18 protein-coding genes are annotated in these 22221 nt (G+C 58.8%); 1 reads left to right on the forward strand and 17 read right to left on the reverse strand.

Annotated features, from left to right (window positions below; translation table 11 throughout):
- Positions 1-141 precede the first annotated feature (141 nt).
- From HOP44_RS20225 to HOP44_RS20260, 8 genes are all read right to left on the reverse strand, one after another.
- Positions 142-2547 carry an ABC transporter ATP-binding protein/permease gene (locus HOP44_RS20225; RefSeq protein ID WP_172256774.1) on the reverse strand — a complete coding sequence of 802 codons (2406 nt, stop codon included), beginning with the start codon at positions 2545-2547 and terminating at the stop codon, positions 142-144.
- A gap of 130 nt (positions 2548-2677) precedes the next feature.
- Positions 2678-2974, reverse strand: coding sequence for a DUF6509 family protein (locus HOP44_RS20230; RefSeq protein WP_172197567.1), 297 nt, complete (start codon positions 2972-2974; stop codon positions 2678-2680).
- On the reverse strand, positions 2974-4929 hold the full coding sequence (locus HOP44_RS20235; RefSeq protein WP_172256951.1) for an ATP-dependent DNA helicase: 1956 nt from the start codon (positions 4927-4929) through the stop codon (positions 2974-2976). Before HOP44_RS20235 ends, HOP44_RS20230 begins: the two co-directional genes overlap by 1 nt.
- A gap of 260 nt (positions 4930-5189) precedes the next feature.
- The gene (locus HOP44_RS20240; protein ID WP_172256776.1) at positions 5190-5777 is read right to left on the reverse strand and encodes a hypothetical protein; all 588 of its coding nucleotides are present in this window, start codon (positions 5775-5777) and stop codon (positions 5190-5192) included.
- Between the two features lie 27 nt (positions 5778-5804).
- Positions 5805-6641 carry an ABC transporter permease gene (locus HOP44_RS20245; protein ID WP_172256778.1) on the reverse strand — a complete coding sequence of 279 codons (837 nt, stop codon included), beginning with the start codon at positions 6639-6641 and terminating at the stop codon, positions 5805-5807.
- Positions 6638-7612, reverse strand: coding sequence for an ABC transporter ATP-binding protein (locus HOP44_RS20250; RefSeq protein ID WP_172256953.1), 975 nt, complete (start codon positions 7610-7612; stop codon positions 6638-6640). Before HOP44_RS20250 ends, HOP44_RS20245 begins: the two co-directional genes overlap by 4 nt.
- Complete coding sequence (locus HOP44_RS20255; RefSeq protein ID WP_172256780.1) at positions 7609-8754, reverse strand: hypothetical protein; 1146 nt, start codon at positions 8752-8754, stop codon at positions 7609-7611. Before HOP44_RS20255 ends, HOP44_RS20250 begins: the two co-directional genes overlap by 4 nt.
- Before the next feature lie 43 nt (positions 8755-8797).
- Positions 8798-9325 carry a sigma-70 family RNA polymerase sigma factor gene (locus HOP44_RS20260; protein WP_172256782.1) on the reverse strand — a complete coding sequence of 176 codons (528 nt, stop codon included), beginning with the start codon at positions 9323-9325 and terminating at the stop codon, positions 8798-8800.
- Between the two features lie 245 nt (positions 9326-9570).
- Here HOP44_RS20260 and HOP44_RS20265 point away from each other — a divergent pair, with 245 nt between their 5' ends.
- Positions 9571-10527 carry an alpha/beta hydrolase family protein gene (locus tag HOP44_RS20265; RefSeq protein ID WP_172256784.1) on the forward strand — a complete coding sequence of 319 codons (957 nt, stop codon included), beginning with the start codon at positions 9571-9573 and terminating at the stop codon, positions 10525-10527.
- 46 nt (positions 10528-10573) lie between these two features.
- On the opposite strand, the gene HOP44_RS23210 is transcribed toward HOP44_RS20265, so the two are convergent.
- From HOP44_RS23210 to HOP44_RS20310, 9 genes are all read right to left on the reverse strand, one after another.
- Complete coding sequence (locus tag HOP44_RS23210; RefSeq protein ID WP_172256786.1) at positions 10574-12805, reverse strand: glycoside hydrolase family 76 protein; 2232 nt, start codon at positions 12803-12805, stop codon at positions 10574-10576.
- A 65-nt stretch (positions 12806-12870) separates the two neighbouring features.
- Positions 12871-13800 (reverse strand): carbohydrate ABC transporter permease, encoded by a 930-nt coding sequence (locus HOP44_RS20275; protein ID WP_246369962.1) that lies wholly within the window; start codon positions 13798-13800, stop codon positions 12871-12873.
- 43 nt (positions 13801-13843) lie between these two features.
- A complete protein-coding gene (locus tag HOP44_RS20280; RefSeq protein WP_172256788.1) occupies positions 13844-14764 on the reverse strand; it encodes a carbohydrate ABC transporter permease in 921 nt (306 codons plus the stop codon).
- A gap of 84 nt (positions 14765-14848) precedes the next feature.
- Positions 14849-16129, reverse strand: a complete 1281-nt coding sequence (locus tag HOP44_RS20285) for an ABC transporter substrate-binding protein (RefSeq protein WP_172256790.1) — start codon at positions 16127-16129, stop codon at positions 14849-14851.
- A 67-nt stretch (positions 16130-16196) separates the two neighbouring features.
- Positions 16197-17480, reverse strand: a complete 1284-nt coding sequence (locus HOP44_RS20290; protein ID WP_172256792.1) for a glycoside hydrolase family 125 protein — start codon at positions 17478-17480, stop codon at positions 16197-16199.
- 196 nt (positions 17481-17676) lie between these two features.
- Positions 17677-18843 carry a GntR family transcriptional regulator gene (locus tag HOP44_RS20295; protein WP_172256794.1) on the reverse strand — a complete coding sequence of 389 codons (1167 nt, stop codon included), beginning with the start codon at positions 18841-18843 and terminating at the stop codon, positions 17677-17679.
- 164 nt (positions 18844-19007) lie between these two features.
- Positions 19008-19529 (reverse strand): CBS domain-containing protein, encoded by a 522-nt coding sequence (locus HOP44_RS20300; protein ID WP_172256796.1) that lies wholly within the window; start codon positions 19527-19529, stop codon positions 19008-19010.
- 170 nt (positions 19530-19699) lie between these two features.
- Positions 19700-20479, reverse strand: a complete 780-nt coding sequence (locus HOP44_RS20305) for a YcnI family copper-binding membrane protein (RefSeq protein WP_425501906.1) — start codon at positions 20477-20479, stop codon at positions 19700-19702.
- 48 nt (positions 20480-20527) lie between these two features.
- Positions 20528-22210 (reverse strand): copper resistance CopC/CopD family protein, encoded by a 1683-nt coding sequence (locus HOP44_RS20310; RefSeq protein WP_172256798.1) that lies wholly within the window; start codon positions 22208-22210, stop codon positions 20528-20530.
- Between the last annotated feature and the right edge of the window lie 11 nt (positions 22211-22221).

Consider the following 22221-nt stretch of genomic DNA (forward strand, 5'->3'; position numbering starts at 1 on the left):
CTCGCGGGAATAGTACAGCCGACAGCCGCCGGCTTGCTCTACCGTCTTTTCCCCAAAGAACCGGAAGGCGAAACAGAATCGTCCGTTCCTTTATCTTCCATCTGCCGTGTCTGCAAATCTGCCCGCGCGGATGCGCGTTCGTTACTCGCTGCGCAGCGCGGCAACGGGGTCTTTGCGCGAAGCGAACTTGGCGGGGATAAATCCGCCGAGCATGGTCAGGGCCACGCTCAGCACGACGAGAAGCAGCGCATGCAGCGGATTGAGTACCGCGACGCCGGACAGATCGGTCATCGATTTCAGCACGGCATTGACCGGAATCGTCAGCAGATAAGCGATCCCGATTCCGAGCAGCCCGGACGCCGCCCCGATAATAAACGTCTCGGCGTTGAATACGCGGGTGATATCTTTTTTGCGTGCTCCAAGCGCCCGCAGCACGCCGATTTCCTTGGTACGTTCAAGAACGGAGATGTACGTGATAATCCCGATCATGATCAGCGATACAAACAAGGAGATGGAAGCGAACGCGATCAGAACAATCGTAATCCCGTTCATGATCCCGCTGGACAAGCTCGTAACCGTCTCGGCCAGATCGGTGTAGATCACCTGCTCGTCGGACGCTTTGCCTGCGTTCCAGGCGTCGAGATAGGCGACCAGGTCTTCTTTGGCATTAAAATCTTTGGGATAGAGCGAGATCGAAGCCGGCTGGCCCGATGCCCCGAGCGCCGACAGCGCCTGCTGCTGCGTCGTGGCCCCGGCCGGATCGACGGCTGCCGAAGCCGATCCGCCGCCCATTCCCGGAGGACCGAAATTCATGCCGGTGAAGTCGGAGAAAGCGCCGGCCCGGGCGAACGGCTGTCCGCTGATGACATTGACCGCCCGGTTCTTCTCCTGGGCGAGCACGACGGCCGAAGACCCGGCATCGGCGATGAACGACTCGGACAGCTCGTCCGAGTAAGCGATCCCGGGGTCCATCGTGGACATCGGCGAATCCTGCTGTTTGCGGATAATGCCCGTGATCGTCAGCGTAATCGATTCCGGATCGTCATACAGCCTGCCCAACTGCGAAGCGGCGGCACGTTCGTACAGCCCGCCTCCTTTGCCGGTATAGAACTTATCGTTCGGAATCAATTTAAACGTCGAACCGACGATCCGGTCAAAATCGACAGCCGAAGCTTCGTAGTCAAATCCCAGAGCTTCGAACGTCGACTTCCCGATCCGGTTGTACTCGTCGACCACCAGTACAAGATCGGTCGGCTTCGCCGGGAATTCGCCGGCCAGCACCTCATATACCTGTTCCAGATAGCTGACGCCGGATCCTCCCTGGGGCTTTGAAGGATACGCGGTAAAAGCGGCTTCGTTCAGATCGACGGCCGAGGCTTGCATGCCTTCCGGGCGCTTGAGCACGTTCAGATTCGCTTCGCGGGCAAACGAGATGGCATCGAGCAGCTTGGGATCGATCCCGTTCAAATAATCCAGATATTCCTGCGTAAGGGTATTGCGGTGCAGAACGGTATTGAGCGTCGGGTCGTACGGATACACCTGCGCGTTCTGCGGGAATTCCGGCAGCGCCACCTCGTCTCCGCCCGGCGTCCCCGGAGGCGGCTGGGTGAAGTCGATATTCGCGGCCGTTCGGCCGATCGTTACCGGAAAATTCGAGAGCGCGCCCGATTCGTATTTGCTGATCTGCCGATCAAAGCCGTTCGACAGCGACAAGATCAAGGCGATGCCGATAATGCCGATACTCGATGCAAACGCCGTCAGCGCGGTTCTCCATTTCTTCGTGGCGATATTGCGTCCGGACAGCTTGAGTGCCGTCAGGTAGCCCATAGCCGTTTTCTTGAGCCGGTAATCGGATACGACGGCTTCCGCTTCCGGCGGATTGCTGTCCGATGCGACCTGCCCGTCGCGGAACTGCACGATCCGGTCGGCGTAGCGTTCGGCCAGCTCCGGGTTGTGCGTGACCATTACGACGAGCTTGTCTCCGGCGATCTCGCGGATCAGATCCATAATCTGGGCGCTTGTCGCCGTATCGAGCGCTCCCGTCGGCTCGTCGGCCAGAATGATGTCCGGATCGTTGGCAAGCGCCCGGGCAATAGCCACCCGCTGCATCTGGCCGCCCGAAAGCTGACCCGGCTTTTTGTGCATATGCTCTTTCAAACCGACACGTTCGAGCACTTCCCGGGCTTTGCTCCGGCGGACAGCCGGTTCGATCCCGCTGAGCGTCATGCCCATTTCCACATTGCCGATCACACTCATATGGGAGATCAGGTTATAGCTCTGGAAAACGAACCCGACGCTGTTATTGCGATAGGCATCCCAGTCGCGGTCTTTGAACTGCCGGGTGGAGGCGCCGTTGATCAGCAGATCCCCTTCGTCATACCGGTCCAAGCCGCCGATCAGATTCAGACAAGTCGTTTTGCCCGAACCGCTGGGTCCGAGTATGGCGACAAATTCGTTTCCGCGAAAAGAAAGGCTGACGTCGTCGAGTGCGGTCTGCGTAAAATCGCCGGTGGTATAAGTCTTGGAAATCCCTTGAAGCTGGAGCATGCGGGGTCCTCCTCTTCGGCTCTGCGCCGACTGTGTACATGGGTTTATCGTATCACGTTCTCATTCGGCAATCCAAAAACCCCCAAAATTCCCGAAACGGGAACCTGGGGGTCTGGATAGGAGAATCGATTTATTTTTGTTCGGATTCCATATAATGGGCCGCGCAGAAAGCCGCGGTCTCCACCAGTTCGTCGTCTTCCAGATCGAATTCCAGCACTTTTTGCGTGCCGCGCTCGATGATTTCGTGCTTGATGATCCGTCTTTCTTCACCGTTCACGCCGTACAGCACACGCAGACGCAGTCCCTGCGGCGAGTACAGTTCGTCTTCTTCGTCCACTTCGATTTCGATCATAAATTCGTAGCGTTCTCCCTGTACAATACCAAAAGCGTCTCTGATCTTCTCAACCGTATACTCCGTAAATTCCATTATTCATTCTCCTTTGAGGCGCTGACCGGCAGCAGGCTGCCGATTCTTTCGCGCACATTTTGTTGTTCGATGGCCTGGCCGAAAATACTTACGCGCCCGCTGTCTCCGCTGGTGCGGATCAGACGTCCGATCCCTTGGCGGAGCCGGAGCAGCATATGGGGCATATCCACTTCGCCGAACGGATCGGCGGATTCGCGCCGCTTGGCGGCGAATACCGGATCGTTCGGAGGGAAAGGCAGTTCCCAGACAATGACATGATTCAGCGAAATGCCCGGTACGTCAAGCCCTTCCCACAGCGTCACGGCACACAGATTGACGTACGTGCCGTTCTGGAACTCGGAAATCAGGCGGCTGATTTCCGCGTCGCCTTCGTACAGCATCGGGAATTCCGCGAACTCGGCCCGGGAATCGGCTTCCGAGCGGAAACGTTCCATTTCTTCGCGCGACGGGAACAGCAGCAGCGAACCGCCTTCTCTGCGCCGGAGCGCTTCAAGCACGTAATCGGTTTTGGCCGAGGCCGAAGTCTCCGTATGCAGCGAAGCGTTCATGCTTGTCTCGTAATCGTACGGCGAAGCGACCGAGAATGACAGATAATCGCTTATGCCGAGACTGTCCGCCATATAATCGAACGATTCCTCGGCCGACAAGGTGGCCGAAGAGAAAATGATCGGCATCTTTTTGGAGAAGACGCGCTCGTTCAGAATCTCTTTCACTTTCTTCGGCATCAGCACGAGGGTCAGATCGCCGCTGTCGTCCTGCGTCCAGCAGATCAGCTCGCGCGGATTGTTGAACAGCGCAAGCGCCGTCTGCATCATCTCCAGATGTTCTTCGACAATACGCAGCTGGTATTCGTCCAGGCTGAACATGCCGCTCTCGAATACGATCTCTTCCTCGATCGCATCGACAGCCGCGCGGAAAGCGGCGACGCCGCTCATCAGATCGGCGGCCAGTTCAAGCTCGCTGCGTTCCGAAGCCGGAACGGGCGTGCTGTAACGGGCAAGCAGCTCGAACAGGTCGTCGCTGCGCTCGATCGATCTCTCGACCGCAAGCGCCAGCGACTCACGCACTTCGCCTTCGAGCAGCCGGACCACGATCGACTCGAACGCCGAGTGCTTGAGCTTGTAGGTCAGCGCACTCTGGGCGGCCGTCTCCAGGAGATGGCCTTCGTCGAACACGACGGAACTGTGTTCGGGCAGAAGCGGCAGTTGGCCTTCGCGCTTGCGCGCTTCGAACGTCCAGACGTGCTCCATGTAGAAATCGTGCGAGCAGACGATCAGATCGGTCGCCTTGCGGTAATGGTCGCGCGACAGCGTCTGGCCGCAGCGATGGCGGCGCGGACAGATGAGGCAGTCCTGGAATACATCCCAGCCTACACGATCCCACTGCTTGTCGTCGAGCTCGGGATATTCTTTGCGGCTGCCGTACGGGTAGAACGCCTGCAGCGTATCCGGGAAATGAACGAACGGCGGCAGTTCTTCATAAATCTCCTGGAAGACCTGTTCGCTCTCGCCCGCTCCCCGTACTTCTTCCAGTTTGTTGAGACACAAATACTGGTCCTGGGATTTGCCGAGCCGAACGTCGATGTTCAGACCGAGATGTCTGGCAATCTTGGCAATATCGCCTTCCGGCTTCACCAACTGCTCGATCAGCGACTCGTCGGCGCAGGCGATAACGGCCGGTTTACGGGTATACCGGGCATGCAGCGCGGCATACAGCAGGTAGACGAGCGTCTTGCCGGTACCGACTCCGGCTTCGGCGAAAATCGTTTTCTTTTCTTTATAGGCGCGTTCCAGCTGGAACGCCATGAAGATCTGTTCGTCGCGCGTCTCGAAACCGGCTTCGGGCAAAATATCGTAAAAGACGTCCGCGATCCAATCGGAAGCCTGGTCCAAAAACGGAGCCGCGGGGTCGAACGCAAACGGATAGGTAGTGGTCAAAGCGGTAATAGCCTCCATTGAACTTACGGATTTGGCCGGGAATCGCTGCTCGGTTCCCAATAGAACAGGGCCACCCTTCATTATAACCTGAAAACACCCGATTGGCGAGGCCCGTATTCAAAAATATTTTTTAACGGGGCGGCAGCCCGAATTCTGTCGTCAGCGGCAGAGGATCCGATTCGTTCTCCTTTATGCGCGGCAAAAAGCCGCTTCCTTTTCAGCGTAAAGGAAACGGCTTCGGCGAAGCGTATCGGATTGCGGCACTATTGTGAATTCGGCTAACCTTTGTGCTTGTGCAGACGCTTGTCTTCCTGTTCGTCCGGCGCCTGCTTGGCGAGCAGCTCGTCAACCGTGTCCCAGCGCTGCCGGAATTTCGCAAGTCTCGGATGCGGGTGCTGCGGAGATTCGTCCAGCACCAGTCGGATCCGCACGATCCATTCCTCGAACGTAGCGAACGACGCGAATCGGTTGGCCGTGTCGGCGGTGAGATACAGAAACAGCGGCGACGGATACTTCTCGCCCACAAATCGCAGAACCGCTTCGAGCGGGGTATACTTTTTGCGTTTGCCGTCCCAGTTCTCCACCGTTACGCTGCGCATGATCTGCTGCCCGCGCCGCCATTCGTGCAGCCGGTCATCCCGTTTGTAAAAAGCGCTGACCGTTTCGCCGGTAAGGCGCTTGACCGTCGCTTCGTGCAGCGGATACAGCACCAGCTGCGAGAACGAACGCAGCGCGGCGACCTGCGCGGCCCGTTCCAACTCTTCATCGGAGATCCGTTCGAATGAATCGTAGAAGACCAGCGTGCCTTTGAGCGTTTTCTTCGCCGGCTCGGTTCCGAACGGAACTTGGTACGTTTGTCGGCCCATCCCTGCTCACTTCCTTTGACTGGGTTCTTAAAAGTCTTTTCTTTTAAATAACCACAATCCGCCTCCGAAAGCAAAAATCGTGAAAATCGCCGCGTAAACGACAAAAGCCTGCGACGGCGGACTGCCTCCGGTCAGAAAAGGAAGGGTCTCTCCCGCGCCCTGCGTCAGTATGTACTGCATCCGGCGGTTCAGTCCGTCGGCAGGCATGAGCAGGGACAGCAGCGCACCGGTTCGAGACAGCGTCGCTTCCACATCCGGTTCGACAGGCATGAAGCCGCGCACTTTCTCCACCATGCCGCCGAGCCAGCCCGCGCCGTACAGCATCGTCATAAATACGCCGTTGCCGATCCCCGAGAACAGGCTCGAGCCGAGCATGGACATGCTGACGAGTGTCGGTACGGCGCCTACAAACAGCAGCAGGGAAACCCAGATATCGCCGTAATCGCGCGTCATGCCGGCATGGAACTTCGTAATCAGCACCATCAAGACAAACAGAACCAGCGCGTAGCCGCCGATCAGCGAGACGTAGCCGATCCAGCGTCCGACATACCATTTCCAGCGGGGAATCGGCCGTGTGAGCACGGACTGCAGGACGCCTTGTTCCGCTTCGCCGGAAATGACCGAGAACGAGCTGAAGATCGCCAGGAAAGCCACCACGAAGCCGCCAAAAAAGAAACCGAGCGACAAAATGGCGCTGCGGCGGGCGAACTGGCTGAGCAGGTCGCCGCTGCCGCTGCTGTCGAGCGCTACCGTGTCCGCGATAAACCAGAACACCGCCAAGAAGAGTGCCGTCAGCACCAGTGTGATCAGCAGCATTTTGCGGCGCAGCATCTCCTGCCAAGTCGTCATAATCATCGTCTTCATTGTTGTTCCCCCCTCTGGTCCCGTCCCGAGACGGCTTCCAGGAACCAGTCCTCCAGCTTCTCTTGGTGGATCGAAGATTCGTACAGCGTCATGCCCTGTTCCACGATCAGCATGTTCAGCAGGCCCGCCTGTTCTTCATGTTCGAGTTCCGCCTCCAGCCAGGTTGGGGCTTCCCAGGACATTTCTTCGGCGTGTTCCGTTTGCTCCGCCGATACCGGCAGCCCGCTGGCCTCGCGCAGCCAATCGAGCAGAACGGGCGAAAATCCGCCGACTTTGAATCGCCAGCGGACTTTTACTTTCAGCATTTCCCCGACCGTACCGCTGCGGATCATGTCCCCGTTCAGCATAAGCGCCATCCGGTCGCACACCGCTTCGACATCCTCCATCAAGTGGGAGTTGAGGAACAGCGTTTTGCCTCTTTTTTTCAATTCCAGCAGCAGTTCGCGCACTTCGCGCCGACCGACCGGATCCATCGCGGACGAAGGCTCGTCGAGAAACAGAATCGCCGGATCGCCGAGCAGCGCACACGCAAGTCCCAACCGCTGCTGCATTCCTTTGGAGTACTGCTTGACCCGGTCCGATCCGCGTTTGCCGATTCCGACTTCATCCAGCCCGGCCCTGATACGCTTGCGCGCCTCCTCGCCCCGCAGACCGAGCAGTCCGGCATGCATCTTCATGACTTCTTCGCCGCTCAGCCATTCGGGGTAGCGGTACAATTCCGGCAGATAGCCGATATGGCGCCTGGCTTCAAGCGAGCCGATCGGACTCCCCAGCAGCGTGCCTTCTCCGCCGCTTGCGCGGACCAATCCGACGAGCGTTTTGACGAATGTACTTTTGCCGGCTCCGTTGGGACCGAGGAAGCCGAAGGCTTCCCCTTGTCCGATTCTCAACGTGATATTCCTGCAGCCGCGTCCGTTTTCGTAAATTTTGCTTAAAGCCTGTGTTTGAATAGCGGGAATGTCCGGGGTCACCACTGGGCAGCCAGTCCTTTCACGAAGTCGAGAAATCCGGCTTCGCCGCCCGGGAACGAATCATGCGCGTCAAATTCGAACAGCTGTCCGTTCTTCACCCAGAAAGCGGTCCGCGATCTTCCGGCTTCGCTATGGGCATACGTAACCTTCACACCCGAAAATTCGAGGCTCTGCGCTTGTCCGTCCGCGTACATCGGCAGCGGCAGACGTCCGTCCGATACGGCCGCCTGCTGCAAGCTGTCTCTCAGCTCTTCAGGCAGATAAGGGAAATTGATGACGGCATCCATCGTTTCTTCGACCGGGAAAGAAGGATCGAATTCGACGGTAGGCATTTCGGATTGAGTCAGTTGGGCCCATCCTTCGGCCGTTCCGAAGTTATACATGACCGAAGACGGATAAGTAAGCGTAATCGCTTTGCCGTCGGCTTCCTGCGGGAACAGATGCTCCGCGCCGAGTCGTTTTAAGGTCTCGTTCACTTCCGCCACATGCAGCTTCATTACGGTCTTGCTGCCGAGGGAAGCGTTCAATGAGCCGGTCCGGCCCTGTACCGCCGTAATCGGCGCGTAGCCGAGACCCGCCCGGATCTCTTCCGCCGAGGCATCGGGGTCAAAGCCATTTTCCAGCGCCGTGCTGACGAAGCTGCCGTACTTGTTGACAGACTCGCGGTTTTCGCCCGTTCCGTAGACCATCTGCACCATGTTCTCCATATCCGATTCCTGCACCAGCACCACATCCTGCATCGTAAACTTGTTCAGAATACTTGCCATTGCCTGGTTGCCAGCCGGAGTGACGGCCGTGACGATGACGGCCGCGGCTGCGGCCGCGGCCGCAAAACGGACAATCCGTTTACGGCGTTTGCGATCCAAAGCCGATACGGGAACTGCGGCGTTGGACGCGCGATCGGAAAGAGCCTCTTGTTCCGGCAAGTTCGTTCCGCCGGATACGGAATTTCCTAGGCGCAGCGGTTCTTCGCCGGTCCGGAGCGCCGTTTGCGTCTGCTGCCCGTTTTCCGAACCCTTTTCCCGTTCTCCCCAGGCTGCCCAGACCGGATTGACCGGTTCAAGGCGCAGTTGGTTCTCCATCTTCGTCCAGGCTTCTTCGGCAAGACGCCGATCACGTTCGCTGTTTCTATGGGTTGTCATGGTTTGTTTCCTCCCAAAATTCGATTTGACGATCTTCATCCGTTCATAATTCCAATCCGTTCGGCTTGCCTGCGGCGCGTCTGCGCAGCTTGTCGGCTGCCCGGCTCAGCAGCGAGCCGACCCGGGGCGGGCTGACCCGTATTTCTTCGGCGATCTCCGCGTAGCTGTAGCCGGAGTACCGAAGCATCAGCGCCTGCCGGTCGCGTTCGGGCAGTTCGTCGAGCAGGTCGGTGATCTGTTCCCGTTCTTCGCTGCGCACCAGCGCGTCTTCGCCGCTTTCCCACGTCTTCTCGCGGTCGAAATACCGCTCCTGTTTCTCCTGCAGCTTGCGCTGACGGACCAGGGTATCGGTATGGTCGTAAGCGATCCGGGTAAGCACCCGATGCAGCCAGGCCCCGACTACCCTCGGATCGTCCGGAGGATTGCGGTACAGACGCAGGAACACTTCCTGTGCCAGGTCTTCCGCTGTCGCCTCGTCTTTGACCATGGCGATCAGTTTCCGGCGTACGCCGGGGTAATATTCAAGGAATACCGTATGAAAAGCGTCGGATTCCGGAATGAAATTGTCCATCGGTGAACCTCCTTTGAAGTGCGGCCGCTCTTCGTTGCCGTATATACACTGAGAAGACAGAGCCGCGGCGAATTTTGTATCGCCCGTCGGCAAAAATAACCCAAATCCGCACGTTTCTTTGTAAAATAGGGCTTCAAATCCGCATCCGATCCGCCGAAAATTCGAATTTGTCCGGCGTTCGCGCTAAAATAGAAAACATATTCCGACTATACAACGGTGCGCATCGGCGCGGAAGGAGGTTGTCCATGATTTATCGCGTGACTTATTTGTCCGGCGGCCTGCGCGTAGCGGGTTACGTCGCCCTGCCGCCCGAATTGTCGACGACGGCCGAAGAGATTCAGGCGTTTCTGCGCAGGGAATGCGGAGACGACGGACTGAACGCGCATGCAGTCGCCTGCATCCTGCCAAGCGCAGGGACTGCGGCCCGCGGCGCGGCGGCTGACGGACAGGCGGAGCAGCCCGCCGGCGAAGCGGAAAGATCGGCGCCCGACGCCGAAGAAGACCGTCCGCACCCGGCTGCCGGGCAGCACCGCCGATATCCGGTGTTCGTTTACTGCCGCGGCGGGATCGGCAGCGTCGGCCGGGTTCGGCTCGACTGGCTGGCCGAGTTCGCTTCATTCGGCCGGATCGTTGTCGCGCCGTGCTACCGGGGCGGCGAAAGCGGCGTCGGACACGACCGTTTCGGCGGCGTCGATCTGGAAGATTCCCGCGTCGCCCTGCGTCTGGCCCAGGCGATTCCGTTCGCCGACCCCGCGCAGATCGCGGTCATGGGCTTCTCCCGCGGTTCGATCAACGGCACGGATGCCGCGATTCACGAAGGCGCTTCGCATCTGATCTTATGGGGCGGACTGTCCGATCTGGGGCGGACCTACGAAGAGAGAATCGATCTGCGCCGGATGCTGAAAAGGGTTCTGCAGGGCTCCGTTTACAAGATCCCCGACGTGTACCGCGAACGTTCGCCGATCCATATGGCGGGCAGGATTCCATGTCCGGTACTGATCGTGCACGGCACCCAAGACATCCAGGTCGACTACAACCACGGTCTGCGCATGTATGAAGAGCTGCGCAGGCTCGGCAAACCGGCCGGTCTGATCCCGCTGGACGGTGTAGGACATCATATGCCCCACACTGTACGGATGGGTGTACTGGCGCAAATTTTCGACTGGCTGGACACTGCTCCCCCCTATATAAAAGAGCGTTAACGGCAAAAAAACCGGTAAGGGAGCCCAAAGCTCCCTTACCGGTTTTTCAATTCCCGCTCTGCGGGAGCGGCGTTCGCGCCGTGTTTCCGCTGCCGATCCGCGCCGCGGCTTCCGTCAGCATGACGCCGCTGAGCTGCACGGCAAGCTGTACGGGCAGCGTCGGAATCCGCGCCCAATCGGGTCCGCACAATCCCGTCTGCGGATCGATACCCTGCCGCCATAACAATTCCGCATTCGCGCGAAGCACCCTGCGCAGCCGATCGTTCCCGGGCTTCTCCTCAAGCAGAAGCAGCAGGTAACGGATCAGAATGCCTTTGAACAGTCCCGTGTCGTCGATTCCTTCGTCCGGCAGTCGGAGCGAGTCCGGCTCGCACAATTCGTCGATGCAGGCCTCGGCCGTCCGCATCGCTTCCTGCAGATACCCGCTCTCGCCCGTGCAGCGGTACAATTCGACGCCCGCGCCGATCATCACGCCCTGGCAGTAGGTGAACTTCCAATCGTAATCGATCCTGCCGTCGCCGAGACGATTGAGACCGTCCCACACAAATCCGGTCCGCGGATCGACCAGATGCTCACGGTTCCAGGCGTAGATACGCTTGGCCCAGTCCAGGTCTTCCGCGCCTCCGCGCAGCCGGTACAATCGGGCGGCCAGTATGGCGGCCGGCGCGTTGGCCGGCGTGTTTTTGTAATCCGGCTGGTCTTTTTTCCAGGCCATCCCGCCGCCGCAGTGCGGATTCCAGGCCGTTCGGATATCCGTCCACAACTCCAATGCGTACTGTTCGTAGGCGTCTTCACCCGTCGCTTGGTACGCACGCAGAAAAGCCAGCGCCAGCCATTCCATATCATCGTAGTAGTTATGCAGGAACGTACCTCCGTTGGCGCGGCGAAGGTTCCGGCTCAAGTCCGCAATCCGCCGCGAATAACGTTCGTCGCCTGTTCGTTCGAGTGCATCGACGAACACGTCGATCGCGTGCGCCTGCCACCAGTAATAGAAGTTTTCGTTCGCGGGCGCAGTTTCCGCCGGGTACCACTGGTTCAAGATCCCCGTGTGCGTATTGCCGTAGGTTTCATACAGGACCTGCTGGAACAAATCCGCCCGCTCCTGCCAGAGTTCGGCAGACGATCGCTTCTCCCCGCGTTCGGCGCCCGCCTGTTCCCCGGCAGGCTCGGAAGTTCGCGCCTGCCGCTCTGCCTTGTCCGTGCCCAGCTGCCGCTCCAGCCGGGCTGCACTTTCCAGCAGCATCACGCCGCTGAGCTGCGTACTCAGCTGAACCGCCGAGCCTTCCGGCGGGCTTCTCCAGTCCGGTCCAAATCGGGCTTCCCCGGCTGCGCGGCCCCGGCTCCACAGCGACCGGGCATTATCCGCAATCCACTGCGCCGTGCGGGCGGGTTCGTCCGATCCGCCCGGCAGGTCCTCCGTGTGCGCCATAATCGCGGCTTCCGCCGCATACCGGACCAGAATGCCTTTGAACAAACCGGCATCTCCGCCGCCTTCTTCCGGCAGCACTCCGTCTTCGCCCGCGAGCGTCTCCCGTGCGGCCTGGAGCGTACGTACGGCGTCGCGCGCATAAACCTCGCCGCCGGTGCAGCGGTACAGTTCAAGCGCCGCTCCGATAAATACGCCCTGACAGTACGTGAACTGCCAATCGTAATCGATCTTCCCGTCACCCATACGGTTCATTCCGTCCCAGACAAAGCCCGTATCCGGATCGACCAGACGCTTTTTCTGCCAGTCGTAAATGCGGTGCGCCCATGCCAGGTCTTCCTCGGTGCCGAACGACCGGTACAGACGGGCGGCAAGGATAACCGCGGGCGCATTGGCCGGCGTATTTTTGTACCCCGGCTGGTTTTTGTGCCAGGCGATGCCTCCCCCCATCTCTTCGTTCCAACCGGTTCGGATATCCGTCCACAGCGCCGAGACGGCGGTTCGATACCGTTCTTCTCCCGTCGATTCGTAAGCCCGCAGCCAGGCCAGCGCCATCCATTCCATATCGTCGTACAGTTCGTTTGGCCAGGTCCCGCCGTTGCGGGCAAGAATGCCTTCGAAGAGACTGCCGAGACGCCGGGCATAGACGGCTTCTCCGGTCCGTTCGTAAGCATCGACGAGCACGTCGGCGGCATGCGCCATCCACCAATAATGAAAAATCGTATTGCAGTCGCCATTGGGGCATGGAGTTTCGATATCGTATAGGGACAGCTTCCCGTTCCAGAACTTCTGTTCCAGGATGTCCTGCGCTTCGTCCGCCTTTTGGGCCCAAAGCCCGGATTGTGTCGGCATGACCGCCCTCCTTTTCGATGGTTCCTTTTGAATGGTTGATTGGTGCCGATTTCTTACCGCTTGGATCAGCCTTTGATTCCGCTAAAAGCGATGCCCTGAATAAAGTACCGCTGCAGCGCCAGGAACAGAACCAGAATAGGCAGAATCGCGATCAGCGCCCCGGCCATCATCGGTCCGTAATCCGTCTGGAAATTGAACGAAAAGGCTTGGAGGCCCATCTGAATCGTGGCTTTGTCGGGATCGTTCAGCACGATCATCGGCCAGAGGAAGCTGTTCCAGCCTGCCTGGAAAGTGAAGATCCCAAGCGTAGCGAGAGCCGGTTTGGTCAGCGGCAGATAGATGCGCCAGAAGATCCGGAACTCGCCGCAGCCTTCGATTCTCGCCATTTCCATCATGTCGGACGGCAGCGCCAGGAAAAACTGCCGCATGAAGAACACCGCGAACGTGCCGGAAGCGCCTGGCAGAATAATGCCCCAGAACGAATTCATCAGTCCCATGCCGCCGTCGCCGAACAAATCGTTGCCGCCCGTCAGCGGAAAATGGCGCAGTACATAAACGCTTGGAATCATGGTCACGATGCCCGGCACCATCATCGCCGCCAGCAGCAGGCGGAACATGCCCGAATTGCCTTTGAATTTCAGTTTGGCAAACGCATAGCCGCTAAGCGAGCCGAAGAACAGATTCAACGCGACGCCCGTCGTCGCCAGGAAAAACGAATTCCAGAAATACAGACCGAACGGAACGGTCGTAAACGCTTTGCGGTAATGATCGAGTGTAAAGGATGTCGGAATCCACTGGATCGGCATGCTGAACATATCTTCGTCGGGCTTGAACGAGGTCATGACGCTCCAATAAAACGGCAGGAACATCACGACTGCGATCAGTATGCCCACCACATAGAACGCCGCTCCGTTCCACGCGCGGCGCGCGCGCGGACTGATCCGATCCGACTTGTGCTTGCTTGAACCCGAACCTTGCCCTATCGCGGTCCCCATCGATGATTCGCCTCCTTGGGTCCGAGCGCGATCCGCAGCGGCGCTACAGGATCGGCTCCTCCGATTTGTTCAGACGCATACTGATCAGCGAGAAGACCAGAATCGCCATCGCCAGCACGAACGCCTGCGCCGAAGCGTAGCCCATCTGCAGCTGGTTGAAACCCTGCTGATAAATCAGGTAGACCGGCGTCTTGGTCGCGTTGGCCGGTCCGCCCTGCGTGAGCACGAACGCCTGGTCGAACAGCTGCAGCGCTCCGATGATCGCCATCGTGCTGACCAGGAACGTGGTCGGCCGCAGCTGCGGCCAGGTGATATAGCGCAGACAGTCGAAGCGCGACGCTCCGTCGAGCCGGGCCGATTCGTAGAGATAATCCGGAATGCCCTGCAATCCGGCCAGATAGATAATCATGTTCGACCCTACGCTCTGCCAGAGCGTCATCATGATGATCGCGATCATCGCCGTCTCGGTCTGCGACGTCCAGGCGGGACCGACGATGCCAAAAGCGGACAAAATACCGTTGACCATCCCGTATTCGGGATGCAGCAGCCACAGCCAGACCGTCGCCGCCGCAACCGCCGAAGTCAGGGTCGGCAGGTAATAGAACGTCCGGAGCACTTTGACGCCCCGGGCGGCCCGGTTCAGCAGTACGGCCAACAGCAGCGAAATCAGCAGATTGAGCGGGACAAAAACGATCGCGTAGAAACCGACATTGACGAACGTCTGCCAATACAGACTATCCTGGAGCAGACGCCCGTAGTTGGACAAGCCGATCCAGTCGTTTTTGCTCAGCACGTCATAGTTCGTAAAACTGAGATACAACGCCATACCGACCGGAATAACCATAAAGATCAGGAACAGCAGCATGGTCGGCAAAACAAACAGATAACCCATTCTCGCCTGGTGGCGGCCCAGCCTGGCGGCGGCCGACGAACGCGATTTTTCCAGTTTTCCGGCTGAAATCATGCGCTTACCCCTCCATCCGTGTCAGGCCGGAATTTCCGCTCCGGCCCGATCCGATTTTTTGTCGTTGTGCGTGTCCGGGCTGTGCTATTGAACGACGGCGTTTTCCTGCAGCAGCCGATCGCCGTCGGTTTGGGCTTTTTGCAGGGTATCTTCCGCACTTTGTTTGTTTTGGAGGAACAGTTCGAGATTCGGAATCAGCGCGTTTTCTTCCATAACCGAATAACCCGGGTGGGTCGGACGGACTTTGGCATATTCCAGGGCTTCCAGGAAAGGCTTCCAGCGCTCGTCTTCCGAGAAATAAGGATCTTCGACCGCCGGCCGGAAACCCGGAATATTCTGGCTCGTCTTGGCCCAGAGCAGCGCGTTGTCCTTGTTGGCGGTCCACCATTTGACGAATTCCCAGGCGGCGTCTGGATTCTTGGAGCCTTTCGGAATGACCAGGCCGAAACCGCCCATGCTGCCGCCCGTGTCGCCGGCCGGTCCGGCGACCGGAGGCATGATGCCGTATTCCAGATCTTTGCCGTATTTATCGTAGGTGCTCAGCATCCACGGGCCCGTATACAGCATCGCCACTTTGCCGGTTACGAATGCGTCCGCGCCTTCGCCCAACCCTTCTTCGAAGCCGACTTTGTACACTTTGTCTTCGTTCATCATGCGCCCCCACAAGTCCAGCACCCGTTTGCCGGCTTCGGTGTTGACGTTGACTTTGCCTTCCTCCGTCATAACGCTTCCGCCCGCCTGGCGGATATACATACTGAACAGTCCGGGATCGCCGAGCGACATGCCCGCCACGTTCAATTTGTTCCCGTCCCATTTGGTCAGCGCTTTGGCGACCTTCTCCAGATCGTCCCAGGTCTTCGGCGGTTCCATTCCGGCATCCTTCAGCATTTTTTTGTTATAAAAAAGAGCGCGGGTATCGACGGTAAGCGGAAGTCCGTACAGCTTGTCCTGGTACGTCAGTTCCTTCAGCGCTTCTTCATAAAAGTCCGCCCGGTTCAGCCCGTCGCGTTCGATATACTCGTCGACGGGCTGCAGCACGTTTTTCGGCGCGTAGAGCGCCGTCCGCCAGCGGTCCCAGAATACGATATCCGGCGTTCCGCCGTTCGTGGCCGCGGTCAGAAACTTTGTAATCACGTCCTGCTGCAGCACGTATTTCACTTCGATCTTGTCCTGCGAAGCGTTAAACGCTTTGACCATCGTCTGGATCTGCTCCTGCCCGTCCCCGCCCCAGTCGCCCCACAGCGTCAGTTTGGTTTTGCCGCCGGCACCCGCTCCGCTTTCCGCACCGCTTCCGCCCGATCCGCACCCTGCCAGCAGCCCGATCAGCAGCATAGCCGCCGCAATCGCCTTAAACGCCTTTTTCATATTCCCGCCTCCTCGTTTCGAATAAAGGTCCTTCTCTTTTGCACGCCGCTTCGCTTCATCCTGCCGGTTAACGTTTGACTACAATTCCGCTGCACATCAGCGCCAGTTCGCAGAACATCATGTTGGCCCAGGAGAACCAGGGACGCGTAAATTCTTCCGGACGGTCCGCGTGAAACCCCTCATGCATATAACCGGTGCCTCCGTCCGTCCGCATGAGCAGTTCCAGCAATCTTTCCCGCTCATCCGCTTCTTCCGCCGTCATTGCCTGCATCGCCAGTGCAATCGGCCAGATATAATCCGGCGGCGTATGCGGACTTCCGATTCCGGCAGCGGCACTCCCCTCGTAAAAATAAGGATTCTGCCGGCTGAGCACGAATGCCCGCGTCGCCCGGTACATCGGATCCTGCGCTTCGCAGTAGCCCAGATAAGGCAGCGACAGCAGGCTGGGCACATTCGCGTCGTCCATCAGATTGAACGAGCCGAGTCCGTCGGCCTCGTAAGCGTACAGGCGGCCGAACTCCGGATGCTCCGCGACGCCGCCCCGCTCGATGCCTCCGCGGATTTCTTCGGCCAGCGACTCCGCGGATTCCGCGAGCGCGGCATCGCCGAGCACATCGCGGGCGATCTCCGCGGCGTATCCCAGCACGACGACGGCAAAAGCGTTCGACGGTACGAGATAGCCGTATTCGCAGGCATCGTCGCTTGGCCGGAAGCCCGACCAGGTCATGCCGGTGCGCGCCGTTTCCGTTCCTTTTCCATCCCTTTTCAGCGTGTCGGTCGGCGCGCCGCTTCGGCGTACGAAACGGTAGGTTGAAGCGTGTTCGTGATCCTGCTCGGTCTTCCACGTCCCGATAATCAACCGGACGCCTTGGCGGAACCGGTCATCGAACTGCGAAGTGCGCCCGGCATTTTTCCAGAGCAGATACGCCAGCTGGATCGGGTAGCAAAGCGAATCGATCTCGTATTTCCGCTCCCAGATCCAGGGGGTCGAATCGGTCTCGTCGCCCTGATGCCCGTTTCCGTTGTCCGTTTCGTTAAAAGCGTTCGCATACGGATCGCGCAGCAGGCAGTCAAACTGCCGTCGCACCACTCCTTCGATCAGGCCGCCGATCTCCGGATCCTCGCTTGCCGTCAAAAAGGGCCTTACCTGCGCGGCGGAATCTCTCAGCCACATGGCCGGGATATCGCCGGTAATCACGAACGTGGTTCCATCGCCCTGCGGCTTCAGTGTCGTGTTCCACGTATTGGCCAAACAGCGTTCGAACCGCTCGGCGACCTCTTGGCCCCGTTTGGCTTTTACTTCTTCCGTCAGACGCTTCAGCGCCAACGGCAGTTCCTGAGTCGTTTGCATAGGAGCACCTCTTTTTCGGGACTTGGACCTGGAAAGCTTTTATGTAACCGCTCTCAAAATCGAGTATATTGGCATAACATATACATGTCAATATGTTATTTAATTTTTCCGACATGTTGGTATATAAAAAAGGCACCGCTTAAGAGCGGTACCTGTGTAAAACAATGAAATGGTGGAGCGGCGCTTCGTAGGGCGTTCAATGGCCAGGAACGACGGCCGTCGAAGATCCGGGTACCAGCTCGGCCGGAAGCCGGACTTCCGCGGCCGGCTGATTCCCCGACAGAATACCCAACACCGTCTCGATCGCCAAGCGGCCCATTTCTTCTTCTTTTTGCCGGATATGCGTAAACAGATAGCCTTCCCCGACATTCAGCGTCGGACTGTCGAAGCAGACGATCGACAGATCTTCCGGCACTCTTTTGCCCAAACGTTCCGCCGCCGCTTTGGCCAGCAGCGCAATGTAGTATTCGATCGCCAAAAAAGCCGTGATTCCGGGATTCCGTTCGAGATGCTCCGCAATTCGCCGGATCTCCTGTTCGATATTGCTCTCATAGAAAGCATCCGGGAGGGTCGCCGTAATATCGTTGATCCACAGCGCGCGATCGACCGCGATGCCGTCGTCGGCATGGGCGCGCACGAATCCTTCGATCCGTTCTTCGATCGCCGTCGTATCGCGGGGCGGAGGCGACAGCAGCGCGATATGCCGATGGCCCAGACCGAACAAATGCCGCACAGCCTGCGCAGCCGCTTCCGTATTGTCCGTGCTGATCGAAGCGGCGGCCACTCCTTTGAGTTTGCGGTCGATCAGCACCAGAGGAAACTCCGCAATCACAAGCTTGAGAATTTCCGCATTGAAATATTCGCCCTGGGCCGGAAAAACGATCAGTCCGTCCACGCCGAGGCTGCGCATTTTCTGGATCGCCGATTCTTCGCTGGCCTGATTGCCGAAAGTCCGTCTCAATACCAAAAAGCAGTCGTTCTTGCGCGTGAATTCTTCCATGCTGTAGAGCAGGCGCGTTCCGTAACTGGCGGAAAAATCGGTTAATACAAGCCCGATCATTCTTTCTTTGGCTGCGGAAATGCTGCGGTCGGCCGACGGGACGACCGCAGCGCCGGGACGGATCCCGTCCGAAGGATCGGGAGCGACAAAAGAGCCGCGGCCCGGCATCCGCACGATCGCGCCTTCCGCCGCCAGCAGATCCAGCGCTTTCTTGCTTGTGATCCGGCTGACCCCGTATTCGTCGGCCAGTTCTTTTTCCGAAGGGATTTTGTCTCCTTTGCGGTACACGCCCGTCTCGATCAGGCTGCGGGTTTCGTTGAATATTTTTTCATACATGGGTATGGAAGAAGATGCATCTTTCAAAAACTTTCCCCTCCTGTTCGGCTTAAGGTTTATATAACAATATATCATGTTATGTACATACCTGTCCATGCAGTCGGTTTCTTTTCGCTTTCCGCTGCCTCCTCTTCATCGCAAAAACGCCCGGCAGGATGCCGGACGTCGATGCTTTTTCCAATCACGGAACTCTATTTCGATTTCCGGTTCGGCGTATTCTCCAAATCTTCCGCATGGACGACTCCGAAAAATTCGCCGCCGCGCATCACAATCACCGCGTCTTTGCGCGTGCGCGAAGGACGCGATTTCGCCCGTTCCCGCACCGTCTCGACCGATACGGAAAAATCGACGGTCAGCGGATAAAGATCCATCAGCCGGCCGATCGGCAGCTCATACAAATGTTCGGGATCGTATTCCGCGTTCATCTGGATATAAAAAGATTCGCTCATGACAAGGCCTACCGGCCGTCTGCGTTCGTCGCAGATGACGCAGCAGGATTCAAGCGGGCGCTCAAGCAGCAGCCGCTGCGTCTCGCCGCAGGTCGCGGAAATCGGCAGCACCGGTACCGGCGCCGTCCACATTCCGATCGATCCCTCCGTCTCTTCGTTTGATACCGGAAGGCTCCACCCTTCTGCGTTCCAGACCAGGGCCTTCATGGCTTCGCTGTTATTCACGCCCACACGGCGAACGTATTCTTTATGGATTGAGGTCATCGTGTCCAACTCCTTTCTCTCGAAGCCCGGGCGATCGGAGCAAATCCGTCGCGATCTTTGTTCCCGCTCCTGCCAAGCTTTATCCGTCATCTTACGGGGCGAGGATCAGCGGCGTTCAAGAGAATTGTAACTTCGGAGTAAAGTTTGAAGCTTGATCGGAGACCGGGTGGTTATTTGCGTCTGCGCATCGCGAGCGCCGCTCCGGACAAGCCGATCGCCACAATCGACAGGGCCAGCGTGACATAGAGCAGCACATTGTCGGACGAAGCGGCCGGCGCGTCGGATTCGGTATCTGCAGGTACGGACGCCGGATCGGACACCGCGGAATCGGTCGGCGCCGCCGCTTCTTCCGCAGTATCCGGTACAGTTGTGTCGGTCGCCCCGTCGGCCGGTACCGCTGCCGGGTCGCTGACTGCCGGCTCTTTATCCGAAGAAACGGTTTGTCCGTGCGCGTTCGCGGCCGCCTCGCCGGTGTCCGAACCGATCGTCGTTACGGAATGCGGCGTGTCCGCTTCTTCGTCGCCTGTCCATTCCACGATACTGCCGTCCGCGTAATACTGGAACGCATCCCAGGCAAGCTCTCCCTGCTGCTCCGGGTTTTTCACGACAAAGGTAAAGCGCTGGAACTGCCCGGCCGCAATGCCGTCTCCTTCCGCTTCCCAGGTTACGGTTCCGGCGGCTTCGTCGACAGCGGTCGTCCAGCCGGGAATCGGTTCATACTGCTGGAACTCGGCGCCTTGCGGTATTTTGAGCACGACTTTGTTGGTGTTGATCTCTTTCTCGACCGGAACTTTCATCGTATACGTTTCCCAGGCTCCCGTGCCGGATTCTTTGGGCATCACGGTCACGTGGGCGCTGGCGGCAGCGGTAAAGATCAGAAAAGCCGCGGAAGCCGGAGCCGTCAGAGTGAGCAGTTTTTTCCACATTGTACGGTTTGTTGTCGTTTTCATTTGAAAAGATCCCGCCTTTTGATTTTTTTGTGTTGGATTAGGCCGTTGTTATTCCTGTACTTCCATCGTAAAAGTCCGGTCGGCCTGTTCGAACTTCTCGGACAAGGCATGGACATCGACGTTCCACTGCCCGCCGCTGCCGAAATACAAACCGGATGCCCGATAGCTGCCGTCCGGCTGCGCTTCGGCGATCACTTCGGTACGTTCGTCGGGTTGACTCTGCGGCGCCATATTGAGGGTGACCTGCTGCCAATCGGTGCGCGGCTTGCCCTCCGCATCGGTCAAGCGAACGGTAAAAGTCGAGGTTCCGACTTGAAGCGGGTTGACCTCAAGCGAAATGACCGTGTTCTCCGCCTGTTCCGCCGGCTGCGTATCGGCAAAACTCTCCGGCGCGGCTGCCGCGGGCTGCGGGGTCGACACGTTCGTCAGCAGTCCCGCTACCGCCAGCACGACAATCCCGATCGCCATTTCGGCCGCCAGCGAGACGGTGCCCCGCGATTCGCCTTGGCGCCGGGCGCGTCTGAAATGGACGAATCCGAGCGTCATCATTACCAGCAGCAGCACGATTTTGATCAGAATAAGCCGGCCGTACAGACTCGTCAGCAAATCCGACCAGGCCGGCACATGCGCAAGGCTCATGACGACCCCGCTCAGCACAAGCGCGATCACCGAAGCGAACGCCCACGGCGTGAAGCGTCGGAACGCTTTTTGCCAGAACGGAGGCCCTTCGCCCGCCGCGGCCGGCAGAGCCAGCAGCAGCATCAGCATGCCTCCGACCCAGGCCGAAGCGCCGAGCAGATGCAGCGTGTCCGCCATCACTTGGCCGAACACGTTCGGCGAACCCGCCGCATGCCCGGTCAGCGCCTTCGTGACAAGCAGCAGAACGAATCCGATGATGACGATCGTCCAATGGCCGCCCCTTTTGCCCCAGGCCATCACGTCGTTGACGATGACCGCTCCCGCGATCAGCATAAGCAGCAGAATTTGCAGCAGGAACATCCGCCCCGAAGACGTACCTTCGAGCGTCTGGCTCAGGATTTCCCGGCCGAACGCTTCGCTCCACGGTACGTCGGCGAACAGCTTCGCCTGCAGCGGCAGCCCGATCAGAATGACCAGCAGCAGTCCGGCCTGCGAGGCCCAGAAGACGATCCGCGCCGGACGGGTCGCACGCTTGATGCCGCGCAGATCCGCGGGCAGCAGGAAAGCCAGATACAGCATACTTCCCGCTGCAAGCGAGAGCAGCGTATATAGGGCGGCCCGCTGGACGACCGTATCGGCCGATGGCGTGTAATTGTCTTCGCCGCCGGCTACGCCGGCGTCGGTCAGCACGCCGTCCGAGCCGACTCCGAAACGGACCGTGCCGCGGATCGGATGGCCGTCGGCCGAGACAACGCGCCATTTCATCGTATAAATACCGTCCGGATATTCTTCTTCGACCTCCGCCACGACCACATGCGAATCGTCCGGCGACACGAGCGCTTCCCCGACCGGCATATCTTCGCCTTTGGTATTCGTGATGCCGATCGACAGAAATTCGCCCTGGATCGTCTCGTTGAAGTTCAGCTCGATCCCGCCGGGCATCTGCGCCACCGAGGTTTGATCGCCCGGGTTCGACGAGAGAAGCGTGGCGTGCGCCGAAGCGAGTCCCGGCAGAAGGGTCAGCGCCGCGATCCATGCCGCAAGTATCGGAAGCAGCACGAACCTTTTGCTTGTTTTCCATATGTCTTTCATTCCAGTCTTCC

The sequence above is a fragment of the Saccharibacillus deserti genome (genome assembly GCF_013618475.1).
Classification (GTDB): Bacteria; Bacillota; Bacilli; order Paenibacillales; family Paenibacillaceae; genus Saccharibacillus; species Saccharibacillus deserti.